This is a genomic window from Nocardioides sp. CER19, from assembly GCF_029846275.1.
Classification (GTDB): Bacteria; Actinomycetota; Actinomycetes; order Propionibacteriales; family Nocardioidaceae; genus Nocardioides.
In genome coordinates, this window is the sequence record NZ_JARVWS010000002.1 from 651,389 (window position 1) to 665,133 (window position 13,745).

Sequence of the window (13,745 nt, forward strand, 5' to 3'; positions counted from 1 at the left end):
CCGGGCAGGGCCGAGCGTCACTCGCCGCTCTGCTGCTCGGGCGTCGCGGAGACGCTGGGGCTCCCGCCGATCGTCGGTGCCGGCGACTGCGAGGCGCCCGACCCGACCGACGGCGAGGCCGTCTCGGTCGGCTCCTGCGACGGGCTGCTCGACGGCTCGCTCGTCGGCGTCGGAGAGGTCGTGGGCGAGCTCGTCGAGGTGCTGGTCGGGCTGGGCTCGGCGGTCGGTGAGGGCGTGCGATGGTTCGTGCCGCCGCTCCCACCACCGGGGTCGGTGACCCGCGAGATGGTCGTGCCGCCGTCGTCCCCGCCGCCCACGGTCGAGGCGAGGGTACGGCCCGAGATCAGCTCGAAGGCGGTGACGAACGCGATCACCACGAGGAACATGACCAGCGCCGTCGGCAACAGGCGCTTCCAGGGGAGGCCGCGCAGCCGGTCGACCCGCCGGCGGGAGGCGGATCCACCGTCGGGCCCCGTTGCCGAGGTCGCCGAGGCCGCGGAGGTCCGGACGGTGGGTGTGACCCGGGTGGCCTGCGTGGTCCGGGCCGGATCGTCCGGGGTCACGTACTTCGTGGTCGCGTACTTGCGCACCGACGCGCGACTGCGGGCCAGGCCCTGGCTGTAGAGCGCGGTCGCGACCGTCGCCGCGATGCTGCCCAGCGCTGCCCCGATCAGGGTTCCGGCTGCGCCGAGGGTCGAGAGGAGCACCGTCGTCGAGACGGCCGCCAGCGCGCCGGCGACCGTCTTCAGCCAGTCGACGCCGAGCAGTGGAGGCTTGTCGGAAGGTGTGTCACTCATGTCGCCTATCGACGGTACCGAGGCCCCCCGAGCAATTCTCCGAGACGTCCGTCACCCACCGGACCGGACGTCGGGACGAATCAGTTCGCCGTGGGGTCGGTTGGCGGTACGACGAGGGTGCCGTCGGCGATGCCGTCCGCCAGGTCGTCGTACGCCACCTGCAGGTCGCGCTCGACGGAGGCGAAGATGGGGGTCTCGTTCATGCGCCCACAGTTCCCCGAGGGGGCCGGAGTCAACCCCTAGGCCGCACAGGGAACGCTGCCGGGCAGGTGCGTCGGCGCGCACGCACACGTGTCGCTGCAGGCGAGGTAGGTGTGCACGGCGTGGCCGCAGCGCGGGCACGGGAGGTCGTGCGACAGGTGGATCTCGTTCGTCTGGACGGTGTCCCACATGGCCGTGCCTCCTGTCCGTTCGCGGTGACGTGCTCTCATGTACACGACGAAGCGGGCCGTCCGGATGCGACAGCTCGGCAAGAAAAGAGGCAAAAAGTCGGCGAGCCGGCTGCGGGTCGGCTGCGGGTCGGTGCGCACGAGCCGCGCGTCGGCCCGACCCGTAGGCTCGGGACCGTGACCGAGCTGACTGTTGTCGTCCTCGCCGCCGGCGGCGGAACCCGGATGAAGTCGAAGACCCCCAAGGTCCTCCACGAGGTCGCCGGGCGGAGCATGGTCGGGCACGTCCTGGCCGTCGTACGCGCTCTCGAGCCGACCCGGGTGGTCACGGTCGTCGGTCATCAGCGCCAGCTGGTCGAGCCGCACGTCAGTGACGTCCTGCCCGAGGGCGTCGTCGCCGTGCAGGAGGAGCAGCTGGGGACGGCGCACGCGGTGCGGATCGCGGTGGAGGCGGCCGGGGACCTCAGCGGCACCGTCCTCGTCGCGTACGGCGACACGCCGCTGCTGCGGTCCGACACGCTGCGGCTGCTCCTCGACGACCACGAGGCGCGCGGCAATGCCGTCACGATCCTGAGCGGCATCGTGGCGAACCCCTTCGGCTACGGCCGGATCGTCCGCGGCAGCGGGGGAGCGGTCGAGGCGATCGTCGAGGAGAAGGACGCGACCGACGAGCAGCGGGCGATCGCCGAGATCAACTCGGGCATCCTCGCCTTCGACGCGGCCTTCCTCGACGAGGCGCTCGGGAAGATCGGCAACGACAACGCCAAGGGCGAGTACTACCTGACCGACGCCGTCGCGCTGGCCCGCGCGGCCGGCCTCGCGGTCGGTGCCCGCCCGGTCGACGACCCGATGGAGATCGAGGGCGCGAACGACCGGGCCCAGCTCGCGACGCTCGGCCGTGAGCTCAACCGGCGCATCGTCACGCACTGGATGCGCGAGGGTGTCACCGTCATCGACCCGGCCACCACCTGGATCGACGCCGACGCCGAGCTGGCCGCCGACGTGACGCTGCTGCCGGGCGTCCAGCTCCTCGGCGCCACCAAGGTGGACGAGGACGCGGTCGTCGGACCCGACTCGACGCTCAAGGACTGCGAGATCGGCGCCGGCGCGCACGTCGTACGGACCCACGCCGAGCTGGCCGTCATCGGGGCCGGCGCGACCGTCGGCCCGTTCTCCTACCTGCGACCGGGGACGGTCCTCGGAGCCGACGGCAAGATCGGCGGCTTCGTCGAGACCAAGAACGCCCGCATCGGCGCCGGCGCCAAGGTGCCGCACCTCTCCTACGTGGGCGACGCCGAGATCGGTGAGGGCGCCAACATCGGGGCCGGCACGATCTTCGCGAACTTCGACGGGGTGGCCAAGCACCGCACGACCGTCGGGAAGCACGCGAAGACCGGCTCCAACAACACGTTCGTGGCTCCTGCGACGATCGGCGACGGCGCGTCGACCGGTGGCGGCACGGTGGTGCGTGGGGACATCCCGGCCGGGGCGCTCGGCGTCAGTGCGGGCCCGCTGCGGATCATCGAGGGCTGGGCGCAGCGGCGCCGGGCGGGCACGGCCCAGGCGGCGGCTGCGGAGGCCGCTGCGGAGGCGGCTGCGGAGGCGGCTGCGGAGGCGGCCTCCGCGGGAACGGCCGATGAACATGAGGCGTCTCACGAGTCCGACCCTGGAGTTGGGGACTCGCCCGTCGGTGGGAGAGACTGAGTGGCGTCCCACGACACCGGCGATCTCTGCGGCAGGAGCGGCTTGTGACCGGAATGAAGAAGACCACCGAGAAGCACCTCATGGTCTTCAGCGGCCGGGCGCACCCCGCGCTCGCGGAGGAGGTCGCCGACCTGCTCGGCACCGCCTTGGTCCCGACCAGCGCCTACGAGTTCGCGAACTCCGAGATCTACGTGCGCTACGAGGAGTCCGTCCGCGGCTCCGACGCCTTCGTGATCCAGAGCCACACCGCTCCGATCAACGAGTGGATCATGGAGCACCTCATCATGGTCGACGCGCTCAAGCGCGCCTCGGCCAAGCGGATCACCGTCGTGATGCCGTTCTGGGGCTACAGCCGCCAGGACAAGAAGCACCGCGGCCGCGAGCCGATCTCGGCCCGCCTCGTCGCCGACCTCTTCAAGACCGCGGGCGCCGACCGGATCATCAGCGTCGACCTGCACGCCGACCAGCTGCAGGGCTACTTCGACGGCCCGGTCGACCACCTGATGGCGCTGCCCGTCCTGGCTGACTACATCAAGGGCAAGTACGGCGACCAGGAGCTCGCGGTCGTCTCGCCCGACGCCGGCCGGATCAAGGTCGCCGAACGCTGGTCGGCCCGCCTGGGCGGCGTACCGCTGGCGTTCATCCACAAGACGCGCGACATCACCCGCCCCAACGAGACGGTCGCCAACCGCGTCGTCGGTGACGTGGCCGGCAAGATCTGCGTGCTGACCGACGACATCATCGACACCGGCGGCACCATCGTGAAGGCCGCCGACGCGATCATGGCCGCCGGCGCCGCCGGCGTGATCCTCACCGCGACGCACGCGATCCTCTCCGACCCGGCCGTCGACCGGCTGAAGAACAGCCCCGCCGTCGAGGTCATCGTCACCAACACGCTGCCGGTGGCGGAGGAGAAGCAGTTCGACAAGCTCACCACGCTGTCGATCGCGCCGATGCTCGCCCGCGCCATCCGCGAGGTCTTCGAGGACGGGTCCGTCACGTCGATGTTCGACGGGCACGCCTGACCGTTCGCTGCCCCCGGCCCCCTGGGGTCGATTGGGCCGCGGCTGCTGGTTCATCGAGGTATGCAGGGAAGTGCGCGCCTCCCTCGCGGAACTCCGCACGGGAAGTGCACATTCGGCTGCATACCTCGACGAACAGACACGACCGGCGGCCCGACGATTTCGACCGACCGCCGCGCGTCTCCTAGACTGTCGAAGTTGCCTCGGCGAGGGAGCACCGACTCCGTGATCGACAGGGCTGGCTGATACGCCGCGCGCCCTGATGCTCGCGGCGTTCGTCGTCTCTCGGCCGGAGCGGCCGACACCCGACACGTTGACACCATCAGGAGCACGAGCATGACCAGCGAGAAGATCACCGCCGAGAAGCGCACCGAGTTCGGCAAGGGCGCGGCCCGCCGCATCCGTCGCGAGGACAAGATCCCCGCCGTGGTCTACGGCCACGGGTCCGAGGCGATCCACGTGACCCTGCCGGGCCACGAGACCATGATGGCGCTCAAGCACCACGGCCAGAACGCCCTCCTCGAGCTCAGCATCGACGGCAAGACGCAGCTCGCCCTGACCAAGCAGGTCCAGGTCGACCACATCCGCCGCGTCATCGAGCACATCGACTTCGTCGCCGTGAAGGCCGGCGAGAAGGTCACCGTCGACATCCCGGTCGTCACCGTCGGCGAGGCCGGCCCCGACACCCTGGTCACCCTCGAGCACGCCGAGCTCACGGTGGAGGCCGAGGCCACCCACGTGCCCGAGTCGATCGAGGTCTCCGTCGAGGGCATCCAGGCCGGCAACATCATCACCGCCGCCGAGGTCACCCTTCCGCAGGGCGTCACCCTGGTGACCGACCCGGAGGCCCAGGTCGTCAACATCGCCAACGCGCCGACCGCCGCCGAGGTCGAGGCCGAGCTCGAGGCCGCCGAGGCCGAGGCCGGCATCGTCCACGAGGAGGCTGAGGTCGAGGCCGAGGCTGCTCCGGCCGAGGAGGCTCCGGAGGCCGAGGCCACCGAGGCCGAGTGACTCCTTGAGCACATCTGACGAGGTCTGGCTGGTCGTCGGCCTGGGCAACCCCGGGCCGGCGTACGCCGGGCACCGTCACAACATCGGGTACCTCGTCAACGACGAGCTCGCCCGGCGGCTGGGCGGGACCTATCGGTCCCACAAGACCGGCCGCGCCGACGTCGTCGAGGGCCGCCTGAGCATCGGTGGCCCTCGACTCGTCCTCGGCCGTCCGCGCACCTACATGAACGAGACCGGCGGCCCGGTCAAGGCGCTCGCCACCTTCTACAAGGTGCAGCCCGACCACCTCGTCGTCATCCACGACGAGCTCGACATCCCGTTCGACACCATGCGCGTGAAGATGGGCGGCGGCGACAACGGCCACAACGGGCTCAAGTCGCTGCGTGGCAGCCTCGGCACCGGCGACTTCTACCGGATCAGGGTCGGCATCGGCCGTCCGCCGGGTCGCCAGGACGTCGCCGACTTCGTGCTCACGAACTACTCAGCGGCCGAGCGCAAGGTGCTGCCCTTCCAGATCGACACCGCGGCGGACGCGGTGGAGTCGCTGATCACCGAGGGTCTCGAGAAGACGCAGTCGCGCTTCAACTCCTGAACGGCAGCGCTCCGACGAGGGCGCGCCGGTTAGGCTGCCCTTCATGCCTCGACCCCAGCGTCCCGCCATCGACCTCGTCGTCACGAGCAGCGAGCGGCTCAGCCCGGGCATGATCCGGCTCCGGTTCGCCGCGGCGGATCCGGCGGCCTTCGCCGACGCGTTCTCCGACAGCGTGTTCACCGACCGGTACGTCAAGCTCGTGCTCGCCGACGCCGACGCCGACGGGATGCCGGCGGTCCGGACCTACACGGCCCTCGAGCCGGACCTGGAGCGCGGCACCCTCGCCATCGACTTCGTCGTCCACGGCACGGAGGGCATCGCCGGTCCGTGGGCGGCCGCCGCCGCGCCTGGGGACACGCTGAGCGTCCGCGGCCCGGGTGGCGCCTATGCCCCCGACCTCACCGCCGACTGGTACCTGCTCGCCGGCGACGAGTCGGGACTCCCGGCGATCCGGGCCGCGCTGGCCGCGCTGCCCGCCGACGCACGTGGGTACGTCGTCGTCGAGCTCCCCCACCTCGACAACGTCCAGCCCCTGCCGGCCCCGCCCGGCGTCGCCATCACCTGGGTCGTGACCGCCGACGACGCCGACCAGCTGGTGGCCGCCGTACGCGCGCTGCCGTGGCTGTCCGGGCGGGTGCAGGCGTTCGTCCACGGCGAGGCGGAGGCGGTCATGCACGGGATCCGTCCCTACCTCCTCCGCGAGCGGGAGGTGCCGCGCGCCGACGCGAGCATCTCCGGCTACTGGCGCAAGGGCCGCACGGAGGAGACGTTCCGCGAGTGGAAGGCGGAGCTCGCGGCCGTCGAGGGTGCGGCCTAGCGCTGCCTCACCCGCCTAGTAGGCGCCGCGGTGCCCCAGCACCGCCTGGAACGTCCGACCGACGATGGAGAGGTCGCGCGGCAGGGACCAGTTGTCGACGTAGTCGAGGTCCAGCCGGACCGACTCCCGCCAGGACAGGTCGGAGCGGCCGGAGACCTGCCAGAGACCGGTCAGCCCCGGGCGGACGGCCAGCCGGCGCTGCGGGTCGTGGTCGTAGGCGGCCACCTCGGCGGGCAGTGCCGGACGAGGTCCGACGAGTGACATGTCGCCGCGCACCACGTTGATCAGCTGCGGCAGCTCGTCGAGCGAGTAGCGCCGCAGGATCCGGCCGATCCGGGTCACCCGCGGGTCCTGGCGGACCTTGAAGAGCACCTCGTCGACCTCGGAGTCGAGCTCCTCGCGGACGGTCTCCGCGTCGGTGCGCATCGTGCGCAGCTTGAGCATCGTGAAGTGCCGGCCGTCGCGTCCGACGCGGGTCTGGCGGAAGAGCGCCGGGCCCGGCGAGTCGAGCCGGATCATCAGCGCCAGGCCGAGGAGCACCGGGGAGAGGAACGCCAGCGCCAGGCAGGCGGCGGCGCGCTCCCACAGGATCTTGGCGAAGCCGGAGGGGCCGGTCGGGCGGGAGACGAGCACCTCGGTGACACCGAGGCCGCCCAGGCTCACGGGCCGCGCCCGCTCGACGGAGACGTCGTGGAGACCGGTGAGCAGCAGCAGCGGCAGCGCCGCGCCGTCGGTGCCGCGCTCGAGCTGCCAGGACAGCCGCTGCAGGGCGCGGCCGGAGAGCCGCGCGCTCGGCACGGCGACGACGAGGTCCGGACGCGTCCGGTCGAGCGTGACGGCCAGCTCCTCCGAGGTGCAGCCGCCGACGATGTCGAGCTCGCGCCCGGCCATGACGGCCACCTGCGACATGGCCACTCGCAGGCCGGTGAGGTCGCCGACCACCAGCGCCCGAGGCCGTACGCCGGCACGGCGCCGTGCCGACTCCGTGAGCGCCGTGCCGACCAGCGTCACCGTCGCGAGGCCGGCGACCGTCGCGAGGAGCACGACCGGGTCGACCGCGAGCCAGGCGTCGAGCACCCACTGGACGAGGGCGAACACGACGATCGCGCGGAGCAGGCCGCGGCGGTGGTGACGCCCGAGCGATCCGGCCGCCGGCGGCGGCCCGGACACCAGGCGCAGGACGAGGGGCCAGCCCGCGGCTGCGGCGAGCACGGGCCAGGTCAGCCAGTCGGCGCCGGCGGCGAGGGCGATGACGCCCGCCGCGGCGAGGATTCCGGCGAGGGGCAGCAGCACGGCCGCCTGTCGCGCACCGGCGAACCAGCGCGGCCGCGCGATGGTTCCCGACGGCAAGACGGTCGGAACGGTGACCACGAGAACCCCCCTCACGGCTGATCGGACGACCGGCCTGCGCCCAACCTAAGAACACCCTGTGGAGCGGGGCATGCCGCAAATGCGGGAAGAACCCGACCAGTCCCTGGGAGGTGGTCAGAGCGCCGGCGGCCGCCAGCCGATCCGGTGGGCCAGACCGACCGCCGCGAGCTGTGACGACACGTGCAGCTTGGCCAGGATCGCCTTGACCTGGGTCCGGACCGTGGCCTCCGAGACGACGCCCGCCGTCGCGATGTCGTGCACGCTGCGTCCGAGCATCAGGTGGCCCAGCACCTGCGCCTCGCGCGAGGTCAGCTGGGCGAACCGCTCCTGGATGCCCTGGGTCTCCCGCCGCTTCTCGTGCCACAGCCGGAGCAGCTCCTCGCGCTCCTCGTGGGTCATCACCGGCAGGCCGGCGTTGATCCGCCGGACGGTGGCGAGGATGTCGTTGAGCGGCTGCGACTTGGAGAGCGCCGCCCGGGCACCGTGCCGCAGCGCCTCGCCCCAGCGGCCGCGGTCGGGGGACGCGGTCACGATGACCACGTTGATGCCCGCCTTCGCGAGCGGCGCGATCAGGCGCACCCCGTCGCCGAAGGCGCCCAGGTCGAGGTCGAGCAGCACGACGCGGGGGCGCAGCCGCAGCAGGGTGGACAGCAGCGTCCCGGCGCCGGCGCCGTCCACGGGTACGTCGACCCGCCGGACGTCGTACCCCTCGACGGTGAGGGCCAGGTCGAGGGACTCCGCGAAGAGGACGTGGTCCTCGACGATGACGATGCGGACCTGGCTACGCGAGGTCTGCTGCGGCTTCTGAGTCATCGTCGTCGCCATCTCGTTGCTCGTGGTGGTCGACCTGGTCGACGTGACCGCGGGGAAGACCCATCACGAACGTGGCACCCCCCGACCTCCCGTCGCGAATCTCCAGGTACCCACCCTGCCGCTGCATGAGCTCGTGGGCGATGTGCAGGCCGATGCCCTGGCCGCTCGAGCGGGGGCCCCGCGCGCCCCAGTCGAAGAGGCGGGTGCGCAGCGCGTCGTCGACGCCGGGCCCGTCGTCGTGCACGGCGATCTCGACGATGTCCCCGACCAGGCTGACGGCCACCTCGGCCGACGACCGGCCGTGCTTGGCCGCGTTGTCGAGGAGGATGTTGATGACCTCGGCCACGGCGTCGGGCTGGGCGTTGACGCGGAGACCGCACGGTGACCAGTGGACCCGGTTGCCCCGGGCCTGCTGCGAGAGCACCAGGGTGTGGATCGTCTCGTCCAGGTCCATCACGCGTCGTGCGGACGCGTCGGCAGGCCGGGCCATGAGCCGCTCGAGTCGGCTCAGCTCAGCCAGGATCATGTCCTCCAGGAGGAGCCGACGCTGGTCGGTGATACCTCCGGCCGAGCGGAGCAGCCGGCTCGCCGAGGTGATGCCGGCGATCGTCGAGTTGATCTCGTGGAACTGGGCGCGCTGGACGCGGATCGCGCGCTGGGCGCGCTCGAGCTCGTCGTTGAGGTTGCTCCGGTTGCGCTCGTCGACCGCCACCTCGAGGAAGAACAGCGAGAGCGACGTGCTGACCAGGGCGACGGCGCCGAGGGTGTCGCCGACGATGGCGATCAGGTGCGCGGTCGGGCTGTCGCCGAGGTAGAGCGCGACGTGTGCGCCGCCGATCAGCAGGACCGTGACCGCCGTCCGCTGGCGTGCCCAGAGGGGGATGGACCGCACCCTCAGCAGCGACCACGCGGCGACGACGAACGCGACGACGGAGAGGACGGCCACGGACACGAGGGGCAGGTCGTGGCCGAGCGTCGGGCTCTGGTCGAGCCACGCCAGGCGCAGCACGGCCACCACCGCGCCCAGGGCGAAGCCGGCCGCGGCGGGGTCCGGCTGGAACCGCACGTGGCGTCCGACCGTGACGGAGAGCAGGATCACGAGCGCGACGGTCAGGTCCGCCGCCAGCACCCACAGCCCCTCGACGGGGTGGGGGAAGCGGATGAGCTGGACGGCGGCGAGCATCAGCCCCTGGCAGCCCAGGAGCGTGACCGCGAACGAGGTCCAGGCCAGTCCCGGCCGCGGGTTGACCCGCCAGGCCGCGTAGCAGGCGATCGCCGAGACGAGCGCCGCCGGCGACACGATCACGCCGTCGAACTGCGCGATGCCTGCGAGCCGGTCGCCGTCGGCGAAGAACATGCTCAGCGAGAGGGCCGGGACCAGCACCACGCCCAGAACCAGGCAGGTACGGCGCCAGGACCAGCTACCCCCCGGTATTCGTGCCGACGTCATCCAAGGCCCCCAGCCCCTCGCGGGGGATCGCACCGACGGACCCTCCCCTTTCGAGTCGTCGGCTCGCGGCCAGGCCGCTACCCCCGTGTCAGACAATCCTCCAGAAAACCGCTTGAAGGTATGGCGACCCCGAGAAGCCCTCCCTCCTCGACCGAGACGCTATACCACAATTTGGGGAGTGGCCCGCGAATGGTGTAGGGGCGGGACCCCAGAGTCCGGGCCAGAGTCCGGCCCGGACTCCGGGGCAAGCACCAGCCGCCCGGTGGACGCCGGCGTCGCCGTGGGGGTGATGACGCCGAGACGAGGCCGACCCGCCTTCCCTTGGGGGACGAACGGGGAAGACGCGACGAACGAGGCCTCACGCTCGCTTCGGCTCCCTCCCGAGCGGCTGGTGGCGGATCCAGGATCTCCCTCGCCCACGCAGGAGGCATCCCCAAATCTAGGGGACCGGACCTCTGAGCGGCCGCGGCGTGGCCACGCACCCGCACGATGGCGACGACGGGGAGGGCCGTCGGTCCAGCCGGGTCACCGTGACCCACACACAGTCCACGCGGGGTGAGCCCATGGCAACGTCGCCGGCACCGGAACGCCTGAGGGTGCTGGTCGCCTCAGACCAGGCACTGATCGCTGATGCCGTCCGCGCGGCACTCGCCAGCCGAGGACACGACGCGCTCGTGGTCAGGTGGCCGGGTGACGCACGCCTGCCGAGCCCCCGCCGCCAGGTCACCCAGCCCGCTGCGGTGGAGGTCGGCCTGCTGCTGAGCGACCTCGACCGGTGGTCACGGATCCGCGCGGCGACGCTCATCGTCGAGCGCGTCCGGGTGCCCTGGGTCGCCTTGACGACGTCGCCGCGCGGCCCGGCCTGGGGTGGTCTCCTCGCGGCCGGTGCCCGGGTCGTGCTGCCCGGTGCCACCCGGCTCGAGTCCATCAGCGAGCTGCTCCAGGCGGTCGTCCGGCACGAGATCGACACGCCGGAGGACGAACGTCTCGAGCTCGAGGAGGCCTGGCGGGAGATGCGCGCCCGGCACGACGAGGTCGCCGAGCGGCTCTCGCGGCTGACGCCGCGAGAGCGCGAGGTGCTGCGCCTGATGTACGCCGGCCAGTCGGTCGCGCGGATCGCGGAGATGCTCGAGGTGGCACCGGCGACCGTGCGCAGCCAGGTCAAGTCGGTGCTGCGCAAGCTCGACGTGAACACCCAGCTCGCGGCCGTCGCCGCCTTCGACGACGTGCTGGACGTCTTCGACGGCAGGACCGTGCACCGGCTGCCGAGGCCGCTCCCGACCGAGCAGACCCGCTGAGCGGCGCTCCGGCGCCGCCCGGGCCGGGACGACCCGGGCGGTGACTCTCAGAGCGTCGGCGGGCGCCAGCCCACCTGGTGGGCCATGCCGACGGCGGCCAGCTGGGAGGACACCTCCAGCTTGGCGAGGATCGACTTCACCTGCGTGCGCACGGTCGCCTCGGAGACGACGCTCAGCGCCGCGATGTCATGGACGGTGCGGCCCTGCATCAGGCGACCGAGGACCTGCGACTCGCGAGCGGTGAGCAGGGCGAGGCGGGAGAGCAGCTCCTGGAGCTCCGAGCGCTGCTGGTGCCACGTCCGGAGCAGGTCCTCGCGCTCCTGGTGGGTCATCACCGGCAGTCCCTCGTTGATGCGGCGGACCGTCGCCAGGATGTTGCTGAGCGGCTGCGCCTTGGACAGCACCGTGCGGGCGCCGTACCTGATCGCCTCGCCCCAGCGGCCCCGGTCGGACGACGCCGTCACGACGACGACGTTGATCCCGGCCTTGGCGAGCGGTGCGATGAGCCGGACGCCGTCGCCGAAGCCGCCCAGGTCGAGATCGAGGAGCACGATCCGCGGGCGGAGCCGCACCAGGGAGGACAGCAGGGACCCGGGGGACCCGGCGTTGTCCGGGACGGCGATGCGGCGGACGTCGTACCCCTCGACGGAGAGCACCAGCTCGAGGGACTCGGCAAAGAGCATGTGGTCCTCGATGATGAGGATGCGCAGCTGTGCCCGAGAGGACGGCGCCTGGGTGATCGGCATCGTCATGGTCATGCCCAACGCTCCTCGCCGGGGCGAGGTGCTCGGGCGGTGCGGATGTGGGCATGCGTGCCCAACGCGCTGAACGCGTACATACTTCGGCCCCCTCGTGGCTGACGTGTGGGGCGGCCCGACCGTCTCCGGTACGGACCGCTTGTGCCCCCGAGGGCCCCCCCATGTGACCAGGACCTTCGTCCCGAAGCGGGATCATGTCCTGACGAGGAACCTAGTCATTTCGGGCGGTCATACCGCATGAGGCGGATGCCTTACCCCAATTTTGGGATCCGCGGTGGGAGGCGCGCCGTTCCTGGGGGTTCGCGCGGGCCCTCCCCAAAACTGGGGGATGGCCCGTCCGGCCCGTCGCACCGGGCGCAGCGGCATCGGACGATGAGTCATCGGCGGTCGATGTACCGCCTGGCCATGCCTCCGATGAATGCAGGTGGTGGATGTCCGGATCGAAGCCGGCAAGGCGATGGAGCGTCGCGGTTGCCTCTGAGCAGGCGTTGGTCGCCGACGCGGTGCGCGCCAGTCTCGGGAGCCGCGACTTCGAGGCGTCGACGATGCGCTGGCCAGGCGACCAGCACACGGTGCCGCGTCGAATGACCCCCCACGACCGGTGCGACGCCGGCCTGCTCATCAGCGACCTCGACCGGTGGCCGCGGCTGCGGGCTGCGTCACTGCTCGTCACGAGGTTCCCGACGCCGTGGGTGGTGCTGACCGCCGCCCCGAACGGGCCGATGTGGGGCGCCGTCCTCGACGCCGGCGCGCGCATCGTGCTGCCCAGCAGCACCGGCTTCGACGACGTCTGCGACGTCGTCGTCGGCGTGGCCGAGGGTCGCGTCGCGACGCCGCCCGCGGAGCGCGAGCGCCTCGTCGACATGTGGCGGGAGCTGCTCGAGCGTCGTGAGCTCGTCGGGCAGCGGGTGCAGTCGCTGACGCCGCGCGAGCACGAGGTGCTCACGATGCTGTATGCCGGGGACCCGGTCGCCCGCATCGCCGAGCTGCTCGAGATCTCCCCAGCGACGGTGCGCAGCCAGGTGAAGGCGGTGCTGCGCAAGCTGCACGTCAACACCCAGCTCGGCGCGGTCGCCGCCCTCGACGACCTGCTGGAGATGGACGTCAAGGAGCCGGACGAGCCGGTCGAGCTCTGGGCCTAGACGGTGGGAAGTGACCACTCACAGGCGAGCGGTCACTTCCCACCGTCTAGGTGTCGGTCGGCCGGGCCGGCACCCGCTGCCCGCTCCGGTCGACCCACCCGATCTGCCGGGCGGGGACGCCGGCCACCAGCGCGTACGCCGGCACGTCGCGGGTCACCACGGAGCCGGCCGCCACCATCGCCCAGGCGCCGATACGCACCGGCGCGACGCAGACCGCGCGGGCGCCGATGCTGGCACCCTCCTCGACGATGACGCCGACGCAGTCCCAGTCGTCGGAGCCCTTGAGCCGGCCGTCGGGCGTCACCGCGCGCGGGTTGAGGTCGTTGGTGAACACCACCGCCGGCCCGATGAACGCGCCGTCGGCGACGACCGCCGGCTCGTAGACGAGCGCGTGGTTCTGGATCTTGCACCGGTCGCCCACGATGACGCCGGGGCCGAGGTAGGCGCCGCGTCCGATGACGCAGTCGGCGCCGACCCGGACCTCCTCCCGGAGCTGGGCCAGGTGCCAGACGAGGGTGCGGTCGCCGACCTTGGCGGCCGGGTCGACGTCGGCGGATGCGTGGATACGGGCTGTCATGGCT

General features: G+C 72.0%; 14 protein-coding genes and 1 pseudogene. 7 read left to right on the forward strand and 8 right to left on the reverse strand.

Annotated features, from left to right (window positions below; genetic code table 11):
• Positions 1–17 precede the first annotated feature (17 nt).
• From QDS12_RS11590 to QDS12_RS11600, 3 genes are all read right to left on the reverse strand, one after another.
• The gene (locus tag QDS12_RS11590; protein WP_279879151.1) at positions 18–797 is read right to left on the reverse strand and encodes a hypothetical protein; all 780 of its coding nucleotides are present in this window, start codon (positions 795–797) and stop codon (positions 18–20) included.
• An 80-nt stretch (positions 798–877) separates the two neighbouring features.
• The gene (locus tag QDS12_RS11595; RefSeq protein ID WP_279879152.1) at positions 878–1,000 is read right to left on the reverse strand and encodes a hypothetical protein; all 123 of its coding nucleotides are present in this window, start codon (positions 998–1,000) and stop codon (positions 878–880) included.
• Positions 1,001–1,036: 36 nt separating this feature from the next.
• Entirely contained in the window at positions 1,037–1,189 is a 153-nt protein-coding gene (locus QDS12_RS11600; RefSeq protein WP_279879153.1) for a hypothetical protein, read from the reverse strand.
• A 174-nt stretch (positions 1,190–1,363) separates the two neighbouring features.
• Between QDS12_RS11600 and glmU the strand changes: the two genes are divergently transcribed.
• The 5 genes from glmU to QDS12_RS11625 all read left to right on the forward strand — a co-directional run bounded on the left by glmU (position 1,364) and on the right by QDS12_RS11625 (position 6,332).
• The gene (glmU, locus tag QDS12_RS11605; RefSeq protein WP_279879154.1) at positions 1,364–2,890 is read left to right on the forward strand and encodes a bifunctional UDP-N-acetylglucosamine diphosphorylase/glucosamine-1-phosphate N-acetyltransferase GlmU; all 1,527 of its coding nucleotides are present in this window, start codon (positions 1,364–1,366) and stop codon (positions 2,888–2,890) included.
• A gap of 53 nt (positions 2,891–2,943) precedes the next feature.
• Positions 2,944–3,915 carry a ribose-phosphate diphosphokinase gene (locus QDS12_RS11610; protein ID WP_347882186.1) on the forward strand — a complete coding sequence of 324 codons (972 nt, stop codon included), beginning with the start codon at positions 2,944–2,946 and terminating at the stop codon, positions 3,913–3,915.
• Positions 3,916–4,248: 333 nt separating this feature from the next.
• Positions 4,249–4,923, forward strand: a complete 675-nt coding sequence (locus QDS12_RS11615) for a 50S ribosomal protein L25/general stress protein Ctc (RefSeq protein ID WP_279879156.1) — start codon at positions 4,249–4,251, stop codon at positions 4,921–4,923.
• Between the two features lie 4 nt (positions 4,924–4,927).
• Positions 4,928–5,515 (forward strand): aminoacyl-tRNA hydrolase, encoded by a 588-nt coding sequence (pth, locus tag QDS12_RS11620; protein ID WP_279879157.1) that lies wholly within the window; start codon positions 4,928–4,930, stop codon positions 5,513–5,515.
• A gap of 43 nt (positions 5,516–5,558) precedes the next feature.
• Entirely contained in the window at positions 5,559–6,332 is a 774-nt protein-coding gene (locus tag QDS12_RS11625; RefSeq protein ID WP_279879158.1) for a siderophore-interacting protein, read from the forward strand.
• A 15-nt stretch (positions 6,333–6,347) separates the two neighbouring features.
• Here QDS12_RS11625 and QDS12_RS11630 read toward each other — a convergent pair whose 3' ends face one another.
• From QDS12_RS11630 to QDS12_RS11640, 3 genes are all read right to left on the reverse strand, one after another.
• Positions 6,348–7,703: a sugar transferase gene (locus QDS12_RS11630; RefSeq protein ID WP_279879159.1), complete on the reverse strand. Its 1,356-nt coding sequence runs from the start codon at positions 7,701–7,703 to the stop codon at positions 6,348–6,350.
• A 114-nt stretch (positions 7,704–7,817) separates the two neighbouring features.
• Positions 7,818–8,516 (reverse strand): response regulator transcription factor, encoded by a 699-nt coding sequence (locus QDS12_RS11635; protein ID WP_279879160.1) that lies wholly within the window; start codon positions 8,514–8,516, stop codon positions 7,818–7,820.
• The gene (locus QDS12_RS11640) at positions 8,485–9,903 is read right to left on the reverse strand and encodes a HAMP domain-containing sensor histidine kinase (protein ID WP_279879161.1); all 1,419 of its coding nucleotides are present in this window, start codon (positions 9,901–9,903) and stop codon (positions 8,485–8,487) included. The genes QDS12_RS11635 and QDS12_RS11640 overlap by 32 nt, the downstream gene beginning before the upstream one ends.
• A 626-nt stretch (positions 9,904–10,529) precedes the next feature.
• On the opposite strand from QDS12_RS11640, the gene QDS12_RS11645 reads away from it, so the two are divergent.
• Positions 10,530–11,264: a LuxR C-terminal-related transcriptional regulator gene (locus QDS12_RS11645; protein WP_279879162.1), complete on the forward strand. Its 735-nt coding sequence runs from the start codon at positions 10,530–10,532 to the stop codon at positions 11,262–11,264.
• Positions 11,265–11,311: 47 nt separating this feature from the next.
• Here QDS12_RS11645 and QDS12_RS11650 read toward each other — a convergent pair whose 3' ends face one another.
• Positions 11,312–12,022 carry a response regulator transcription factor gene (locus QDS12_RS11650; protein WP_279879163.1) on the reverse strand — a complete coding sequence of 237 codons (711 nt, stop codon included), beginning with the start codon at positions 12,020–12,022 and terminating at the stop codon, positions 11,312–11,314.
• A 584-nt stretch (positions 12,023–12,606) separates the two neighbouring features.
• Here QDS12_RS11650 and QDS12_RS11655 point away from each other — a divergent pair.
• Positions 12,607–13,164 carry a LuxR C-terminal-related transcriptional regulator gene (locus QDS12_RS11655; RefSeq protein ID WP_279879164.1) on the forward strand — a complete coding sequence of 186 codons (558 nt, stop codon included), beginning with the start codon at positions 12,607–12,609 and terminating at the stop codon, positions 13,162–13,164.
• A gap of 79 nt (positions 13,165–13,243) precedes the next feature.
• Here QDS12_RS11655 and QDS12_RS11660 read toward each other — a convergent pair.
• A pseudogene (locus tag QDS12_RS11660) lies at positions 13,244–13,741 on the reverse strand (acyltransferase); the annotation flags it as partial.
• Between the last annotated feature and the right edge of the window lie 4 nt (positions 13,742–13,745).